Raw genomic sequence first — 16,439 nt, forward strand, 5'->3', positions numbered from 1 at the left:
TCTACTTTTTCAGAAACCTGAGCCTTTGTCAAAAGCATGTTAACAAAAAAGGTGTGATTGATAGGATATTACCTAACAATTACGATAGCATTGTCTAAAAGTCGTTTTTTAATCAATAGCTTATGGGATATTAACGTTTTATTTAGTATTTTGCACCGTTAATATTGGTAGCGACTATTTTGTAACCGTAATCGCAGTCTCTTTTCTGAACTTTTCTGCCGTAGACATTTACTAAAACTGAAATTTATCCGTCTGTTGTTTAAACGTTTTTAAGTCTACAATCATATTATTTGAACGCAGGCTCGCTTGACTGTGATGTTGTTTACCGCTGTTAAACAGGACTAAGCGGTCACAATCTTTACTGCGCATGTGAGCCACCATAAACTTAATCAAATCTGCTCTTGTGAGCTTTTCTACTTCAGCCACGACCATCTCACGTTGATTAAATTCATAATCGCGGTTTCCTAAGCTCACCCAATAGCGTTGGCTGCGTGTTTTTAGGTTAGTATCGTGTTCCATTATTTGACCTATCATGCCTCGTTTAGTGCTTTCCCATTGTTGATTGGTTATTTGCATCACGGCATAATTAAAGTCGGCGATGAACTCATCTATGGCTTCGAGTAGTTGTCTTGGACCTGTAGTGGGGGATTGAACATAGAAAATCATCCCTGGATGTCGGTTTAATGGCAAGTAGCCTGTTCCTACCATGTAGCCTAATTGTTGTTTAGTGCGTAACTCATGGAAAAAGGTTGATGACATTGTATGGTTTAGTAGGCTAAATAATGCCATACGATCAGGTGTTGCCATACGAGACTGATAGTAAACAATAATCGCGCTATCTTGGTGAACCATGGTTTTTTCGCGAAGCAATGAGCCTCTTTTATCGAGATTGATAAGTTCGCGAGATGCTTCAGCGCTTGGCTTTGTTACCAAAGATAATAAATGCTGCAAACGCTTGGCGAGTAGCTGAGCTTCTTCAACCAGCCAATCCCCGTAAACTAATCCTTCAAGATAAATCTTTTTGTAAAATGCGCTAACATGATTATGCAAATCATCAAGGGTCAGTAGCGTGAGTTGTTCAGCCATTGTTGTCGGTTCAAAACTGCTTTTTTGTAGCGTGACCGTTAAGCTGGTAAATAATTGTGATATTGGCTTGGCTTGAGCAACATTATTCCAACTGCGTAATATCTGTTTTTTAATCATGTTAAAGCGCTGCTCGGTAAAATTTCGCTCGCGTGCTTTTTTGATTATTAAGGTTAATAGCTTTTCTTGGTTACCAGTAAAGCCGGTTAAATGGAGGGTAATACCGCCTTGGTGGGGGTAGATATTGTAGTTAAGGCCAGCAACCTCTGCTTGATATGTTGGTTCTGTCAGGTAATCGATAAGCATTTCGACGTACAGTCTTGTTAATGCTGCCTGTCTTGGCGTTGAGCTAGCTTGATCGGAATCTAATGATAAGTATAAATGCCCTTTAGGGACATTGAACTCATCATCTTTTTTATGCCAAATACGGTAACCTTCACCTTCAGCAACAATAGTGGGTACTGGGGTATTACTTTTGTTTGCTCGAGCTTGTGGATCCGAGACAATAAACGGATTTTTTTCAGGTAGTTTAAGATCTTCTCTTATTGAAACCGCAGACCATTTTTTTATTTGTTGAGCTTGTAATGGCCTAACTTGGTAAGGGGTGTCGTACCATTGGGCTTGATTATCGACCTGAGACTCTTTTGCTACCGTGAGGAGACGCATATTGGTCGCCGACATCAATGAAAGGAGGTATTTTGTTTCATCCTCAAGCATCTCATCCATGCGATAGTCGCCATAAATAATGTTTTCAATATCGTAATGGTGCATGTTGATGCTGAGATGACTCGCTAAATCCAAGGTTTTGATCTGTTCTTGGAAACGAAAGGCAGTATCAAGCAGATTGGCTCGTTCTTGGTAACGCCATGCTTGAACACCTTGTTGCTTTATCAGTTCGATATATTCAAAGACACAAGAGACCACTTCATTTAGTTCAGTAAATCCCTTGTCGGTTAGCTGTATGCTGATCGAATAATCTTTGAAATTGTAGCCATTTATGCCACCGCCAGCAGATAAATGGTTGGCTAATCCGTGTCCTTTTAAATAAGACAATAAACTCCCCGGACTTTCATTACCGAGTAAGTGGCTAATAAAGGTGAGGGGTTTACGTTTATAAAATTGGTCTATCTCTGGGAGTGAAAAGCAAATACTGAGTCGTTTTTGATCTTTCAACGGTACAATTTGTATATGTGTTTGTTGCTGAGCCTCGGTTATCAGTGCTTCAGAAGGATAGTGTTTACTTACATTTCTATTGAGTATTTTTGAAAAATATTGTCTAACGATGGTGTCGAGTTCTGCGATAGGACGAGGCGCTACAACGCACAACGTCATAATATTAGCACTGTAATGTTGCTGATAAAAAGCCAGCAGTTCATCCCGAATGTCTGCTTGTTTACCTGCTAATGTCGCTTGGTTACCCACAGAGAATTTTGAAAACGGATGTTTTGGGTTAACGGTTTCTTTTTGAACTTGGTAGACTCGACGAATGTCATCTTTTAATTTTAAACTAAACTCCGATTCTATTGCCTGCCTTTCTCTATCAACTAACTCTAAATCAAACTTGGGAGCAATGAAAAATTGACTAAATCGGTCTAACGAACCTTCTAAAGCTTCTGCATTAATGCTATAAAAAAAGTTAGTTTGTTCTGTGCCTGTCCACGCATTATTGTTTCCACCATGTTGATTAATATAAGCATGGTATTCACCTGAGTCTGGATATTTTTCTGTGCCTAAAAACAACATATGCTCAAGAAAATGCGCCATACCAGGCCGTTCAACGGGATCGTCAAAATGACCAACACTGACAGCCATTGACGCTGCAGCTTGATTCGATTGCATATCTTCAACCAATAATACTCGAAGTTGATTGTCTAACACTCGATATTGGTACTGACGATGATCATTTTGGCTTTTATAAACTGCTGGAAATTCAGGCAAAAGGAGACTCCAGAAAAGATAACTTGTTATATATTGATCTTGTTATTACTTTTTAGCAAATTACCTTGGCTTGTTTTATTCGATTATCGACTAAAGTTTATCAAAATAAGCTCAATTCTAGGTTTGTTGTTGCGCTGATTAACGCTACAATTGGCTAAGAATGATAATAAAAACATCACGAGAGAAGTATGCAGCTATTTTTGATGCGCCATGGTGAAGCGGGTTTTGATGCACCGTCAGACAGGGAACGAAAGTTAACTGATATTGGCCGTATTCACACAGGTTTTATGGCTAATTGGTTAGCAAAACAGGTTAGCCATTTTGATTTGGTTATTGTGAGTCCTTATTTACGTGCACAACAAACGTGGCAAGAAGTCAGTAAACACCTATCCGATCCCCGTAAGTGGTTAGTGCTTGATGATGTCACCCCCTCTGGAGATGCCAAAATGACTGTTGATATTGTGCTTGCTTATGCAGAGCAATATAAAGCGGATAATGTATTGGTTATTGCACATATGCCTATTTTAGGCTTTATGGTTAGTGAACTTGTGGCAGGTATTGAGCCACCGTTGTTTGCTACGTCTGCGGTGGCTCACATTGACATGCATGGCCAGCACTCTAGTTTTGTGGCTATGACTGCACCACATCAAGTTATTGTGTAATGGCAATATTGGTTGTAATCATGTGTACTCATAAAAAGGTAAGTCAGCACTTACCTTTACTAACACTTTTTGCGCTTATTACCTCGAATTAACGTCGGTGAGGTTGCTCACCAATATCAATTAATACCAATAACGCTGCATCGCCACCCCATTCTTTTGGTGCTTGATGGAATGCTTTTACGTTTGGATGTTGCGCTAACCACATTGGTGTTTGCTGCTTTAAAATCCCCATACCATAGCCGTGCATGACACAACAACATATTGTGCTTTGCTTAACGCATGCCTGGATAAGTGCTGCTAATTCAAGTTTGGCTTCAGCTTGACGCATCCCGTGTAAATCAAGCAGTAGGTCAGGTGAATAGTCACCACGTCTTAAACGTTTTAATTCAAGCTTATCTGTGTTGGCATTAATCCAACGCATAGGACCATTAATCGGCAGAAGCGGCTGATATGTATCCGAAAAATAACTGTCAACATGGATCTGACGTTCTTTTATTTCGAACTGTTGTTTGGGTTTGACAGGCTGTTTAAAGTAGTGGGTATCTTGTTTTAGTGGTTTGATACCATCGATTAATGTACTAAACAGCGATAAGTCTACATAATTATTGTCTTTCATCGGCGTATTGTATTGAATTTTAGGTCATCTTAATAGACATCAGTTACAATAGCTGAGAAGAATTTTTAAGGAGTGTGTTTTGGATAAGATCTTTGTAGATGAAGCTGTCACTGAGTTACGTACCATAGCTGATATGTTGCGTTGGGCTGTCAGTCGTTTTAATGATGCTAACATTTATTATGGCCACGGAACGGATAATGCCTGGGACGAAGCGATTGCATTGGTTTTTGATGCTTTACATTTACCCGAAGAAATCGGCCAGCAGGTTATTTTAAGTAATTTAACCAGTAGCGAAAAACACAAAATCGTTGAATTGATTATTCGCCGTGTACGTGAACGTTTACCGGTTCCGTATTTGACCAATAAAGCCAATTTTGCCGGACTCGAATTTTATGTTGATGAGCGCGTACTTGTACCACGCTCACCGATAGCAGAAATGATCAATTATAAATTTAGCCCTTGGTTATATAATAAACCTGTTAATCGCATTATGGATTTATGTACCGGCAGTGCTTGTATTGCCATTGCTTGTGCCTATGCGTTTGAAGATGCTGAAGTTGACGCCTTAGATATTAGTGAAGATGCACTTGAAGTGGCCCAGATTAATGTTGAGTCTTTGGGTGTGTTAGAACGTGTTTTCCCGATTCAATCCGATTTATTTTCGGCGATCCCTAAAGGTCCTCATTACGATTTAATTGTATCTAACCCTCCATATGTTGATGCTGAAGATATTGGCGATATGCCTCAAGAGTATCATCACGAACCCGCGATAGGGTTAGCGTCTGGTAATGATGGCTTAGATTTAACCAAACGCATTTTGGCGAATGCGGCAGATTATTTGACCGAAACCGGTTTACTTGTGGTTGAGGTGGGTAATTCAATGGTGCATTTGATTGAGCAATATCCTGATATGCCGTTTACTTGGGTTGATTTTGAATTTGGCGGTGATGGTGTGTTTGTATTAACTCGTGATCAGCTAGTTGAAAATGAAACACTTTTCGCCATCTACAAAGATGGTGAATAATCGCGATAACATTAGCGACAAGAATAGCACTCAATAAAGTGAATAATTAATAGAGGTAGTTAACGCGCATGTCAGGAAATAGTATTGGCCAAAACTTTGTTGTGACAACATTTGGTGAAAGCCATGGTGTTGCTCTAGGTTGTATCATTGATGGTTGTCCTCCAGGGCTTGAGTTAACTGTTGAAGATATGCAACATGATTTAGACCGTCGTCGTCCTGGCACGTCACGCTACACTACTGCCCGGCGTGAAGCTGATGAAGTGAGAATTCTGTCAGGCGTCTTTGAAGGTAAAACGACTGGCACCTCTATTGGTTTGTTGATTGAGAATACCGATCAACGCAGCCAAGACTATTCCGACATAAAAGACACTTTTCGTCCTGGTCATGCTGATTATACCTATCAGCAAAAGTATGGCATGCGTGATTACCGTGGCGGTGGTCGCTCGTCTGCGCGTGAAACCGCAATGCGCGTTGCTGCCGGTGCGGTTGCTAAAAAATACCTTAAACAAGTTCATGGCATTGAAATCCACGGCTATCTTGCTCAATTAGGGCCAATTTGCGCCGAGACCATCGATTTAACTCAAATTGAACAAAATGCATTTTTCTTTCCTGATGCCAGTAAATTAGAAGCATTGGACGAGTATATGCGTGGTTTACGTAAATCTGGTGATTCGATTGGTGCCAAGATAACTGTGGTGGCAACTGGCGTACCTGTGGGGTTAGGTGAACCAGTATTTGATCGCCTCGATGCTGACATTGCCCATGCACTAATGGGCATTAATGCAGTGAAGGGCGTTGAAGTGGGTGATGGCTTTGGGGTTGTCACTCAAAAAGGCTCTGAAGGTCGCGACTTAATGTCACCACAAGGATTTGCGTCGAACCATGCTGGCGGAGTTCTGGGGGGGATTTCATCCGGTCAACCTGTTGTGGCTCATATTGCGCTAAAGCCGACCTCAAGCATTAGTGTGCCTGGTCAAAGCATGACAGTACAAGGTGAAACGATTGAGATGATCACCAAAGGTCGTCATGATCCTTGTGTCGGAATTCGTGCCGTACCCATTGCTGAAGCGATGCTTGCTATCGTGTTAATGGATCACTTATTAAGACATCGTGCTCAAAACCACGATGTGACCAGACAAACGCCCGTTATCGGAATGCGCTAATGTCCTCAGTTAAATGCCCTGAGCCGGATTTACGCTGGCTCAGGGCTTGTTATTTCTTTTTCTTTTCTATTCTTGGCATCATGGTCCCCTATTTGGGGGTTTTCTTTGACAGTCGAGGCTTCAATGCCCAAGAGATAGGTTTTTTGTTGGCGATATTAATGGCTACTCGCATTGTCGCACCTAATGTGTGGGCGGCGGTTGCTGATCGAACTGGCATGCGTTCAGAACTGATTAAATTAGGTTCTTGTGCCGCGGCGATCACCTATATCAGTTTTTTCTTTGATGGCAGCTTTGTCTATTTAGCGATTAGTCTGGCGATATACACGTTTTTTTGGAATGCGATTTTAGCTCAGCTAGAAGTGATTACCTTAGAAACGCTAGGTGACAAAGCTGAGCGTTATGGCGCTATTCGCAGTTGGGGCAGTGTGGGTTATATCGTGTTGGTGATCAGTGGTGGTCTTGCCATTGATTATTGGGGCCCTGAAGTGTTGCCTTATATGGGCATGATATTGTTTTTAGGTTTGTTTGCGTGTTCGTTACCTTTGCCTGCTAACCGCAGCGTTGTCGTCAATAAGTCCGAACGACCTAAGCTTAAGCTTGATGCCTCATTAGTGTGGTTTATGTTGTCTGCAATGTTACTCCAGATGAGTGTCGGACCATTTTATGGCTTTTTTGTATTGTATCTAAAACAGGTTGGCTACTCTGAGACCATCGCTGGTTTGCTGGTTGCCTTAGGCGTTCTAGCCGAAATCGTTATCTTTTTTTATTCATCTCGCCTTATTCGCCAATACGGTATCCGAGTATTACTCGTGGTGAGTATTTTACTGACGGTTATTCGTTGGTTACTGTTAGCCTTTGGCGTTGAATACGCTTCATTATTGATAATCAGCCAATTATTGCATGCATTTACCTTTGGTTTAGTGCATGCGGCCTCAATCCATTTTATTCATCGACACTTTAATGTCAGTCACCGGAGCACAGGGCAAGCATTATATGCCAGTGTCAGTTTTGGTGTGGGCGGTGCATTAGGCACATGGATAAGTGGCATGATTTGGGGGGATGGTAGTCAAATTATGTGGGTTTGGATATTTGCAGCAAGTTGTGCTTTTTTATCAATGCTTGCGGTTATGATGATCCCAAATATCAATGGCGAAGCATCCGCAAACGCACCACAAAGTTAATCTAAAATAGTGTTGTCGCAACAGCAAGGAGTCGACGTGAAACGTTTTCGTTTAGGGGTAATTATTAATCCACTGGCAGGATTAGGTGGGAGTGTCGGTTTAAAAGGCTCTGATGGTGTTGCTAATGATGCCATTGCCAAAGGAGCCATACCTAAAGCGCAGCAGCGGATGCAACAAGCCTTAGCGGTAGTGTTACCTTTTGCTGACACGATTGATATTATCACTGCATCGGGCGACATGGGTGCAGATTTGTGTCGTCAAATGGGGTTTCAAACAAATGCGGTGTATACCTGTAGTGCAACGACATCTTCGCTAGATACTCAGCAAGCGGTAACTTATTTACTTGAACAACAGTTGGATTTACTGCTTTTTGCGGGGGGGGATGGCACTGCTCGCGATATTTCTGCCGTGGTTGAAGACAAGCTACCTGTATTAGGCGTTCCTGCCGGAGTCAAAATTCATTCAGGTGTTTATGGCATTACGCCTCATGCTTCAGGGCTCGTGGTGAGCATGTTGTTAAAAGGTGAGTTAGTCAGTTTAATGTCAGCCGATGTAATGGATATTGATGAAGTTGCGTTTAGGCAAGGCACTGTCAGAGCCAAACGCTTTGGCGAAATGATGGTTCCTGCTGAGCCTAGATATATTCAAGCGGTAAAAATGGGTGGCAAAGAAGTCGATGAACTCGTGTTAGCTGATATTGCCGCTGACATTATCGAGTCTATGGAAGATGAGCTTTATATCATGGGTTCAGGTAGTACCGTTGCGGCGGTTATGGAAGACTTAGGCATTGATAATACCTTGTTGGGTGTCGATGTCATTCAACATAAAGCGCTAATTGCCAGCGATGTTACTGCTAAGCAATTACTTGAACTCACAAATGATACAGAATCTTGTCCTGCTAAATTGGTGATAACCTTAATTGGTGGTCAAGGTCACATATTGGGCCGCGGTAACCAACAATTATCGCCAGAATTAATAAAACGCATAGGAAAAGACAATATTTTAATCTTAGCCACAAAAACTAAGCTTAAAGCACTTGAAGGCAGGCCATTAATTGTGGATAGTGGCGACCCTGAATTAGACAAAGCACTCACAGGCTATTACAAAATAGTCACTGGCTACAATGATTACGTGATGTACCAGGTTGCCAACCCAGATTTAGTGGAGAACTAAACCATGTTAGAACTGTACGATGCCGCATTAGAGTCTTGGATGGAAGACAGTGTTAGCAATAGCGACGATGATGCATTATTTGCGTGTGGTTATTTACAAGGTCACATAGCGGTAGTATTAGCCGAATTAGAAGTGGAAACAGAACAAGATCTACCAGCTCTGGATCTCAAGTTGGTTAAATGCTTAGCCTTGGCAAATGAAGAGTTAGAAGAACACGATTTTTCATTAGTAGAAGCTGCATGGCTGCAATTACGTCAACGTATTGTGGTTCAAGCGGCATAACCGGAAAAGATTAATCTGCTTTATGGAAAATATTCAAACGAGAGTGACAATTGGATTAGTTAATCCTAAAACCCCAGTCAATGTCGGTGGCATCATGCGTGCTGCAGGCTGTTATCGGGTCGATAATGTTTGCTATACCGGTAAACGTTACGAATTGGCCGCTAAGTCGGGTGATGCTCAATACGATGTGGACACTAAAGATGCTGCAAAGCGCATTCCTTTGGTCGGCGTCGAGTCATTACTCGATAGCGTGCCTGACGGAGCAACGATTGTGTGTGTTGATCTCGTCGTTGGGGCAACGCCATTGCCTTTATTTACTCATCCCGAAAATGCATTTTATATTTTTGGTCCAGAAGATGGCACTATTCCTCAGCAATTGATTGATGCAGCAACAGCGGTAGTTTACGTACCAACCGTTGGCTGCATGAATTTAGCTGCATCAGTGAATGTACTGCTTTATGATCGCCTTGCAAAAATGACCCAAATGGATGCTGGTGATGAGCTGATTAGACAAAGCCGGGATAATAACAATCGTACCAAAGTGAAGCATTGGTTAAAGTAATTTTCCTGAGAATACAATAAATGCCGGATGAGAAATCATCCGGCATTTTTATTTAAGCGTTTTAAGGTAAAAATTCACTGACACTGAGGGCTACCAAGTCACATAGACAAAGCGGCGGTGTTAATTGGCCTTGTTAATTAATTGTCATGATATTAAGCGCAATAGCATAAACATGCCAAATAGAAGCTTGAGAATGAGGTTATTTGCTAATGTTAGTTTTTTAGACGTGGTTTAAATGTGGAACATTCATTGATAAAAGCTTGAATTATGAACTTAAGTGGTAGAAGTTGTGTAGGAAGACAAGCGTCGAAGTGCCCTTAAATGCGAATAGTGAGGTTTGTGCTAAAGGTCAAGTAACCGTCATTAGATTGATGACTTCGTAAGACTTAATGGTTCAGAATGAAGCCTTTTTAGGAATATATAGATGTCGATATTAACGAGTTTATCTCAGTGGTTACCGTTTGGAAATATGCCAGAAATGAACGCCGAAGAGGTGTATAAGCGTCTTAAGACAAATGATATTCAGATTGTAGATGTTCGAACGAAAATGGAATGGAATAAGTCACATATCGAAGGCTCGTTAAATCTGCCCATAACAAAGCTTTCAATTGACACTATAAAACAGCTTGATCTATCACAAGAGATAACCACCGTCGTGATATGTCTATCAGCCCATCGTAGCATCCCAGGCGTTAGAAAACTTAACCAGTTCGGGTTTGAGGATGTTTATCAACTTGAGGGAGGAATGCTTAGCTGGTGGCAGTCAAAGTTGCCAACATCAACTATGACACATTAGGGCAGAGAGACTAAGTATGACGTTAATATTTTTGCATTGTTCAGGCTGTACTCGTGTTGTCTGGTTCTAACGAGTCTTTAAGGCGTATGAATGCGATCGAAAAATTCAGCTGATGATTTTGTAACAAACTAATAATCAGGTTCGTTTAATTGCACTCAACCGTCCTTCATAGTGTCACCCAGATCGATTGATATGCTTGAAGCACTTTCAGTTGTGCTATAGGAGGCGGAAAGTGAAACTATTGTTCGGATAATTGTCCTTGCCAGAGGTTATGAATAGCTGAGCCCAGCGAGTGACTGCTTTATTTAGCAATGGACATGGGTAAATGCATTAATTTAAGTTTGATGGGGTAACACTAGGAAGTTTTAAAGAGAGGAATAACAATAAAAATGGTTGCGGGAGTAGGACTTGATAAAAAACTACAACCTTCGACTCTTTATTTATAAAAGCTGAGCCCGACGATCTAGCAATTGTTCCATTATGCATCTGACAACGCTATAAATTATTTTAATTCTATTGACTAAAGAAATGGTTGCGGGAGTAGGACTTGAACCTACGACCTTCGGGTTATGAGCCCGACGAGCTACCAACTGCTCCATCCCGCGTCCGATAAAACGCTATCAATTATTTTTATTCTATTGACTAAAGAAATGGTTGCAGGAGTAGGACTTGATAAAACTACGACCTTCGACTCTTTATTTATAAAAAGCTGAGCCCGATGAATCATCAATTTCTAGAACCGCGTCCTATAAGACTAGACGTTTAATATTCTTATTACTAAGAAATGGTTGCGGGAGTAGGACTTGAACCTACGACCTTCGGGTTATGAGCCCGACGAGCTACCAACTGCTCCATCCCGCGTCCGATAAACGCTATCAATTATTTTAATTCTATTGACTAAAGAAATGTTTGCGGGAGTAGGACTTGATAAAAACTACGACCTTCGACTCTTTATTTATAAAAAGTTGAGCCCGACGAGATAACAACAGCTCCATCCCGCGTCCGATAGACGCTATCAATTATTTTAATTCTATTGATTAAAGAAATGGTTGCGGGAGTAGGACTTGAACCTACGACCTTCGGGTTATGAGCCCGACGAGCTACCAACTGCTCCATCCCGCGTCCGACAAACGCTATCAATTATTTTAATTCTATTGACTAAAGAAATGGTTGCGGGAGTAGGACTTGAACCTACGACCTTCGGGTTATGAGCCCGACGAGCTACCAACTGCTCCATCCCGCGTCCGACAAACGCTATCAATTGTTTTTATTCTATTGATTAAAGAAATGGTTGCGGGAGTAGGACTTGAACCTACGACCTTCGGGTTATGAGCCCGACGAGCTACCAACTGCTCCATCCCGCGTCCGATAAATACTGCTTCAATCTGCCATGTTAAACTTGCTAGTTAGCGCGTTTAACTGTCTGCTTCAAAGCGGGGCGAACTATAGCGATCCCCGTTTATATTTGCAAGTAAAATCTAGGGGTAGTCTTTTATTTGCTGGTAAAATAAGCGAGTCACTGCTTTATCGTACGATATTGAGAAATTAACCCTAAAATAAGCGAATTTTGCAGCCCATTTCGATAAGTCATTGGGGTTATGTGTTTGTGCAGGTATAATGTTGCACTGAATTTTGCGTAACCGATGACTGACTAATACATGTTTAATTTTTTTGCTGCAGCCCCAAAGGGGTTCGAATATAGCCTTGCTTCTGAACTTAAAGAGTTTGGCGCAACCGACGTTAAAGAAAGTGTTGCTGGAGTGTATTTTTGTGCTCCACTAGAACTGGCTTATCGAATTACATTATGGACTCGCCTAGCGAGTCGTATCGTATTAGTGATCTATAAAGGAGCTTGTGATTCTGCTGAGCAACTTTATAACGCAGCATACTGCATTGATTGGCCATCGCATTTTTCCCATAAAAAAACCTTCAGTATTGATTTTCATGGCACGGGTGGTTTTATTAATAACACTCAATTTGGTGCGCTGAAAATTAAAGATGCTGTTGTAGATCGCTTTCGCGATGATGGTACAGTGCGTCCGGATGTTGAACGTGTCAATCCAGATTTTAAAATTGATGCTCATTACCGTAATGGTCAACTAACTATTTCAATGAATTTCTCTGGCGCTTCATTACATCAACGCGGATACCGTTCAACAACAGGTGAGGCACCATTAAAAGAAAACCTTGCTGCCAATATGTTGGTACGTAGTGGCTGGCAAGCAAATCCAATTACTGTGCTTGACCCATTTTGTGGTAGCGGTACGATATTGATTGAAGCTGCATTAATGGCTGCAGACATTGCTCCTGGACTTAAACGTGAAAAATTTGGTTTCGAAAATTGGCAGAGCCACAATAAAGCCATGTGGCAGGTTATTTTTGACGAAGCTCAAGCGCGTGCAACCTTGGGTAAAACACGTTGTAAACTCAAATTTTACGGATCAGATATAGCACCGCACTTGATTTCTATTGCTCAACGTAATGCTGAAAATGCTGGCGTAGCTGAATTAATTGAATTTAGTGTTTCAGATGCGCTGGATGTGACGCCTCCCGTAAGTGAAGGCTTTTTAATTTCGAACCCACCCTACGGTGAGCGTTTGGGAAATGTCACTGAACTTTTACAACTCTATTACCAGTTAGGTGATAAGTTTAAGAAAGAGTTTGGTGGCTGGAAAATTGCCATGTTATGTAGCGACATAGAGCTGATTTCATCGCTTAAATTAAAAGCGGATAAGCAAATGAAAATGTTCAACGGTGCATTAGAATGTGCTTTTAACATTTATACCTTACACGCAAACAGTACTCGTCGAGATGTGCCTGTATTGCCAGAAGGTGCTGATATTACTGATATCGCCCCAGCATTTGCTAATCGTATTAAAAAGAATATTAAACAGTTTGAAAAATGGGCTAAAAAAGAGCGCATCGACAGTTACCGTTTATATGATGCAGATTTACCAGAGTATAACGTTGCGATTGATAAGTATGTCGATTATGTGGTTATTCAAGAGTATTCAGCTCCAGCAACCATTCCAGAAGCAGTGACTAAACGTCGTCTTAGTGACGTGCTATTAGCATTGCCAGGCGCATTAGGTATCCATCCCGATCGCATTACCTTAAAAACCCGCGAACGTCAGAAAGGCGCCAATCAGTATCAAAAGATTGACGAGCGTAAATTGGAAGTTATCACTCAAGAATATGGTGCTAAATTCAAGCTTAACTTAACCGGTTATTTAGATACTGGTTTGTTTCTTGATCATCGTGTTACACGCAAATTGGTCGGTGATAAAGCAAAGGGCAAAAATGTCCTTAACTTATTCGCTTATACTGGTTCTGCATCTGTACATGCTGCGATTGGCGGGGCTAAATCGGTCACTACAATCGACATGTCTAATACCTACATCAATTGGGCTAAAGAAAACTTCGCCTTAAATGGATTGTCCGGTAAGCAATATGACTTTATTCAAGCAGACTGCTTACAGTGGATTAAAGACAACAGTCAACAGAAGTTTGACCTTATTTTTATTGATCCTCCTACGTTTTCAAATTCAAAACGCATGGAAGACAGTTGGGATGTACAACGGGATCATGCAGAGATGTTAGGCGGATTAATTAAACTACTGTCTCCAAATGGCGAACTTGTTTTTTCAAATAACAAGCGTAAATTTAAAATGGATATCGAAACGTTGAACCAAGCGGGTATCGACGTGACTAATATCGACCATCTATGTTTACCGCTGGATTATAAACGTAATCCACATATCCATAATGTGTGGCTACTGACTCATGCAAAAAAATAGTGCAGTAGCTTATGTGCTTTATCACACAGAGGGTTGCCATCTGTGTGATATAGCCCAAGCACTGGTTGAGCAAACCGCAATACATTATCAGCACATCGATATTTGTGATAACGCATCACTTACAGAGCGTTATAACATGAGCATTCCTGTATTTGTACAGGGAGAGCGTGAGTTATTCTGGCCTTTCGATGCCGCACAATTACAAAAATTTTTAGGAGTTTAGATTGAGTCTGGTACGGATTAATAATGGCTCGTTAGCCTACGGTTACATTCCTTTGCTGCTAAATGCAGACTTTACCATTGAACCTGGTGAGCGCGTGTGTATCGTCGGTCGTAACGGCGCCGGTAAATCAAGTTTAATGAAAGTGCTATCAGGTGATGTATTACTTGATGATGGTGAGTTTAATATTACAAATGACGTTAATGTTAGTCGTTTACAACAAGACCCACCTAAAGCAGAAACCGGAACGGTTTACGCTTATATCGCGGCGGGTCTTAAAGAAATTGGTGAAGCGTTAGAAAAGTATCATCAATTATCTCATGATGTTGCAGAAGCTAATCCTGAGCAGATGGATCGTATGCTCAATCAAATGCAGCGTCTGCAAGAAGTGTTAGATCACAATGACGGTTGGCAATTAGATTCGCGTATTATTCAAAACTGTCAGTTATTAGGCTTAGATCCCGATCAGCCATTGAATGAGTTGTCTGGCGGTTGGCAGCGTAAAGTGGCATTAGCTCGCGCACTCGTTGTTAACCCTGATTTACTGCTGCTTGACGAACCTACTAACCATTTAGATATCGATACCATTGAGTGGTTAGAGCAATTCTTATTAAGCTTTAAAGGCGCAATCGTGTTTGTAAGCCATGACCGTGGCTTTATTCAACGAATGGCAACACGTATTGTCGATTTAGATCGTGGTGTGGTCATTTCGTTTCCAGGTAACTACCAAGCATATTTAGATGGTAAGCAAGAATGGTTACGGGTAGAAGCCGAGAAAAACGCTCATTTCGATAAAAAACTTGCTGATGAAGAAACCTGGATCCGTCAGGGTGTTAAGGCTCGTCGTACTCGAAATGAAGGTCGTGTTCGAGCGCTAAAAGCATTACGAACTGAACGTAGCGAGCGTTTAAATCGTCTAGGTAACGCCAAAATGGCCGTGTCTGACGCCGACCGTTCTGGAAAGTTAGTCTTTGATATTAAAGATCTTAACTATAATTTACCGGATAAAAATTTAGTTAAAAACTTCAGTACTACGGTAATGCGTGGCGATCGTATAGCATTAATTGGTCCAAACGGTTGTGGTAAATCGACATTAATCAAACTGTTGATTGAAAAGTTACAACCCCAGTCTGGCGAAATTAAAGTCGGCACTAAGTTAGACGTTGCCTATTTTGACCAGTATCGTGAAGCGCTTGATCCTGAGAAAACCGTAGAAGAAAACGTGGGTGAGGGTAAAAGTACCGTCACTATTAATGGCCAAGATCGTCATATTCTGAGTTATCTACAAGATTTCTTGTTTTCACCCATGCGTGCCCGTACGCCGGTCAAAGCACTTTCTGGTGGTGAAAAGAATCGTTTGTTATTGGCGAGATTATTATTACGTCCAGCAAATCTAATTATTCTAGATGAACCAACAAACGATCTTGATATTGAGACCCTAGAGTTGTTAGAGTCACTACTTGCTGATTTTGAAGGCACATTACTCATAGTCAGTCACGATAGAGCATTTATTGACAATACTGTCACCAGTAGCTGGTGGTTTGCAGGTAATGGTCAGTGGGCAGAATATGTTGGTGGTTATCAAGATGCGGTGGCTCAAGGCGCAAAATTTTATTCTGAGGAACCAGTTGCCAGTAATGTTGTCCAACCTGCAGCAGTGGTTGAAACAAAGTCTGTAAACATCCCTGAGAAAACAGCCAAAAAACTGTCTTATAAATTGCAACAAGAATTAGATACGCTTCCGGGCCAAATGGAACAGCTCGAGCAAGAAATTGCGCAAATGCAGTTAGCCGTAGGTGGTGCTGATTTTTATAATCAACCGCAGGATTCGGTTAATAAAGCACTGCAGTTGTTGGCAGAAAAAGAACAAAATTTAGACGTTTGCTTTGAGCGATGGGAAGAGCTTGAGTCACTGAAGTAAAGCATAATAAAACAGGAATAG

13 protein-coding genes and 5 tRNA genes are annotated in these 16,439 nt (G+C 41.3%); 11 read left to right on the forward strand and 7 right to left on the reverse strand.

Going from position 1 to position 16,439, the window contains the following annotated elements; genetic code table 11:
- Positions 1-231: 231 nt before the first annotated feature.
- Positions 232-3,021 (reverse strand): insulinase family protein, encoded by a 2,790-nt coding sequence (locus EGC80_RS12380; RefSeq protein ID WP_124013621.1) that lies wholly within the window; start codon positions 3,019-3,021, stop codon positions 232-234.
- A gap of 188 nt (positions 3,022-3,209) precedes the next feature.
- On the opposite strand from EGC80_RS12380, the gene sixA reads away from it, so the two are divergent.
- The gene (gene sixA, locus EGC80_RS12385) at positions 3,210-3,683 is read left to right on the forward strand and encodes a phosphohistidine phosphatase SixA (RefSeq protein ID WP_101030247.1); all 474 of its coding nucleotides are present in this window, start codon (positions 3,210-3,212) and stop codon (positions 3,681-3,683) included.
- Between the two features lie 88 nt (positions 3,684-3,771).
- Here sixA and smrB read toward each other — a convergent pair whose 3' ends face one another.
- Positions 3,772-4,299 carry an endonuclease SmrB gene (smrB, locus tag EGC80_RS12390; RefSeq protein WP_101030248.1) on the reverse strand — a complete coding sequence of 176 codons (528 nt, stop codon included), beginning with the start codon at positions 4,297-4,299 and terminating at the stop codon, positions 3,772-3,774.
- 79 nt (positions 4,300-4,378) lie between these two features.
- On the opposite strand from smrB, the gene prmB reads away from it, so the two are divergent.
- The 7 genes from prmB to EGC80_RS12425 all read left to right on the forward strand — a co-directional run bounded on the left by prmB (position 4,379) and on the right by EGC80_RS12425 (position 10,480).
- The gene (gene prmB / locus EGC80_RS12395) at positions 4,379-5,323 is read left to right on the forward strand and encodes a 50S ribosomal protein L3 N(5)-glutamine methyltransferase (RefSeq protein WP_124013620.1); all 945 of its coding nucleotides are present in this window, start codon (positions 4,379-4,381) and stop codon (positions 5,321-5,323) included.
- A gap of 68 nt (positions 5,324-5,391) precedes the next feature.
- Positions 5,392-6,486: a chorismate synthase gene (gene aroC, locus EGC80_RS12400; protein ID WP_124013619.1), complete on the forward strand. Its 1,095-nt coding sequence runs from the start codon at positions 5,392-5,394 to the stop codon at positions 6,484-6,486.
- Positions 6,486-7,667 (forward strand): MFS transporter, encoded by a 1,182-nt coding sequence (locus EGC80_RS12405; RefSeq protein ID WP_124013618.1) that lies wholly within the window; start codon positions 6,486-6,488, stop codon positions 7,665-7,667. The genes aroC and EGC80_RS12405 overlap by 1 nt, the downstream gene beginning before the upstream one ends.
- Positions 7,668-7,703: 36 nt before the next feature.
- Positions 7,704-8,840, forward strand: a complete 1,137-nt coding sequence (locus EGC80_RS12410) for an ATP-NAD kinase family protein (protein WP_124013617.1) — start codon at positions 7,704-7,706, stop codon at positions 8,838-8,840.
- A 3-nt stretch (positions 8,841-8,843) separates the two neighbouring features.
- Entirely contained in the window at positions 8,844-9,122 is a 279-nt protein-coding gene (locus EGC80_RS12415) for a YfcL family protein (protein WP_101030253.1), read from the forward strand.
- A 22-nt stretch (positions 9,123-9,144) separates the two neighbouring features.
- Positions 9,145-9,684, forward strand: coding sequence for an RNA methyltransferase (locus EGC80_RS12420; protein WP_124013616.1), 540 nt, complete (start codon positions 9,145-9,147; stop codon positions 9,682-9,684).
- A 424-nt stretch (positions 9,685-10,108) separates the two neighbouring features.
- The gene (locus tag EGC80_RS12425; RefSeq protein WP_124013615.1) at positions 10,109-10,480 is read left to right on the forward strand and encodes a rhodanese-like domain-containing protein; all 372 of its coding nucleotides are present in this window, start codon (positions 10,109-10,111) and stop codon (positions 10,478-10,480) included.
- Between the two features lie 529 nt (positions 10,481-11,009).
- Here the strand turns inward: EGC80_RS12425 and EGC80_RS12430 are convergent.
- The 5 genes from EGC80_RS12430 to EGC80_RS12450 all read right to left on the reverse strand — a co-directional run bounded on the left by EGC80_RS12430 (position 11,010) and on the right by EGC80_RS12450 (position 11,844).
- Positions 11,010-11,085 (reverse strand) — tRNA-Met (locus EGC80_RS12430).
- 180 nt (positions 11,086-11,265) lie between these two features.
- Positions 11,266-11,341, reverse strand: a tRNA-Met gene (locus EGC80_RS12435).
- A 185-nt stretch (positions 11,342-11,526) separates the two neighbouring features.
- A tRNA-Met gene (locus EGC80_RS12440) sits at positions 11,527-11,602 on the reverse strand.
- 45 nt (positions 11,603-11,647) lie between these two features.
- Positions 11,648-11,723: transfer RNA gene (locus EGC80_RS12445), tRNA-Met, on the reverse strand.
- A 45-nt stretch (positions 11,724-11,768) separates the two neighbouring features.
- A tRNA-Met gene (locus EGC80_RS12450) sits at positions 11,769-11,844 on the reverse strand.
- A gap of 294 nt (positions 11,845-12,138) precedes the next feature.
- Here EGC80_RS12450 and rlmKL point away from each other — a divergent pair.
- Genes rlmKL through EGC80_RS12465 form a run of 3 tightly spaced genes read left to right on the forward strand, consistent with a single transcriptional unit; the run spans position 12,139 to position 16,418 of the window.
- A complete protein-coding gene (gene rlmKL / locus EGC80_RS12455) occupies positions 12,139-14,277 on the forward strand; it encodes a bifunctional 23S rRNA (guanine(2069)-N(7))-methyltransferase RlmK/23S rRNA (guanine(2445)-N(2))-methyltransferase RlmL (RefSeq protein ID WP_124013614.1) in 2,139 nt (712 codons plus the stop codon).
- Positions 14,264-14,500, forward strand: coding sequence for a glutaredoxin family protein (locus tag EGC80_RS12460; RefSeq protein ID WP_124013613.1), 237 nt, complete (start codon positions 14,264-14,266; stop codon positions 14,498-14,500). The genes rlmKL and EGC80_RS12460 overlap by 14 nt, the downstream gene beginning before the upstream one ends.
- A 1-nt stretch (position 14,501) precedes the next feature.
- A complete protein-coding gene (locus EGC80_RS12465; protein WP_124013612.1) occupies positions 14,502-16,418 on the forward strand; it encodes an ABC transporter ATP-binding protein in 1,917 nt (638 codons plus the stop codon).
- The last annotated feature ends 21 nt before the right edge of the window (positions 16,419-16,439 follow it).

Source organism: Shewanella psychromarinicola, assembly GCF_003855155.1.
GTDB classification, from domain to species: domain Bacteria; phylum Pseudomonadota; class Gammaproteobacteria; order Enterobacterales; family Shewanellaceae; genus Shewanella; species Shewanella psychromarinicola.

Coding starts and splice junctions, on each gene's coding strand:
- EGC80_RS12415 (WP_101030253.1), top strand. CDS start 8,844: ATGTTAGAACTGTACGATGCCGCATTAGAGTCTTGGATGGAAGACAGT.
- smrB (WP_101030248.1), bottom strand. CDS start 4,299: ATGAAAGACAATAATTATGTAGACTTATCGCTGTTTAGTACATTAATC.
- rlmKL (WP_124013614.1), top strand. CDS start 12,139: ATGTTTAATTTTTTTGCTGCAGCCCCAAAGGGGTTCGAATATAGCCTT.
- EGC80_RS12405 (WP_124013618.1), top strand. CDS start 6,486: ATGTCCTCAGTTAAATGCCCTGAGCCGGATTTACGCTGGCTCAGGGCT.
- EGC80_RS12425 (WP_124013615.1), top strand. CDS start 10,109: ATGTCGATATTAACGAGTTTATCTCAGTGGTTACCGTTTGGAAATATG.
- EGC80_RS12420 (WP_124013616.1), top strand. CDS start 9,145: ATGGAAAATATTCAAACGAGAGTGACAATTGGATTAGTTAATCCTAAA.
- EGC80_RS12460 (WP_124013613.1), top strand. CDS start 14,264: ATGCAAAAAAATAGTGCAGTAGCTTATGTGCTTTATCACACAGAGGGT.
- aroC (WP_124013619.1), top strand. CDS start 5,392: ATGTCAGGAAATAGTATTGGCCAAAACTTTGTTGTGACAACATTTGGT.
- sixA (WP_101030247.1), top strand. CDS start 3,210: ATGCAGCTATTTTTGATGCGCCATGGTGAAGCGGGTTTTGATGCACCG.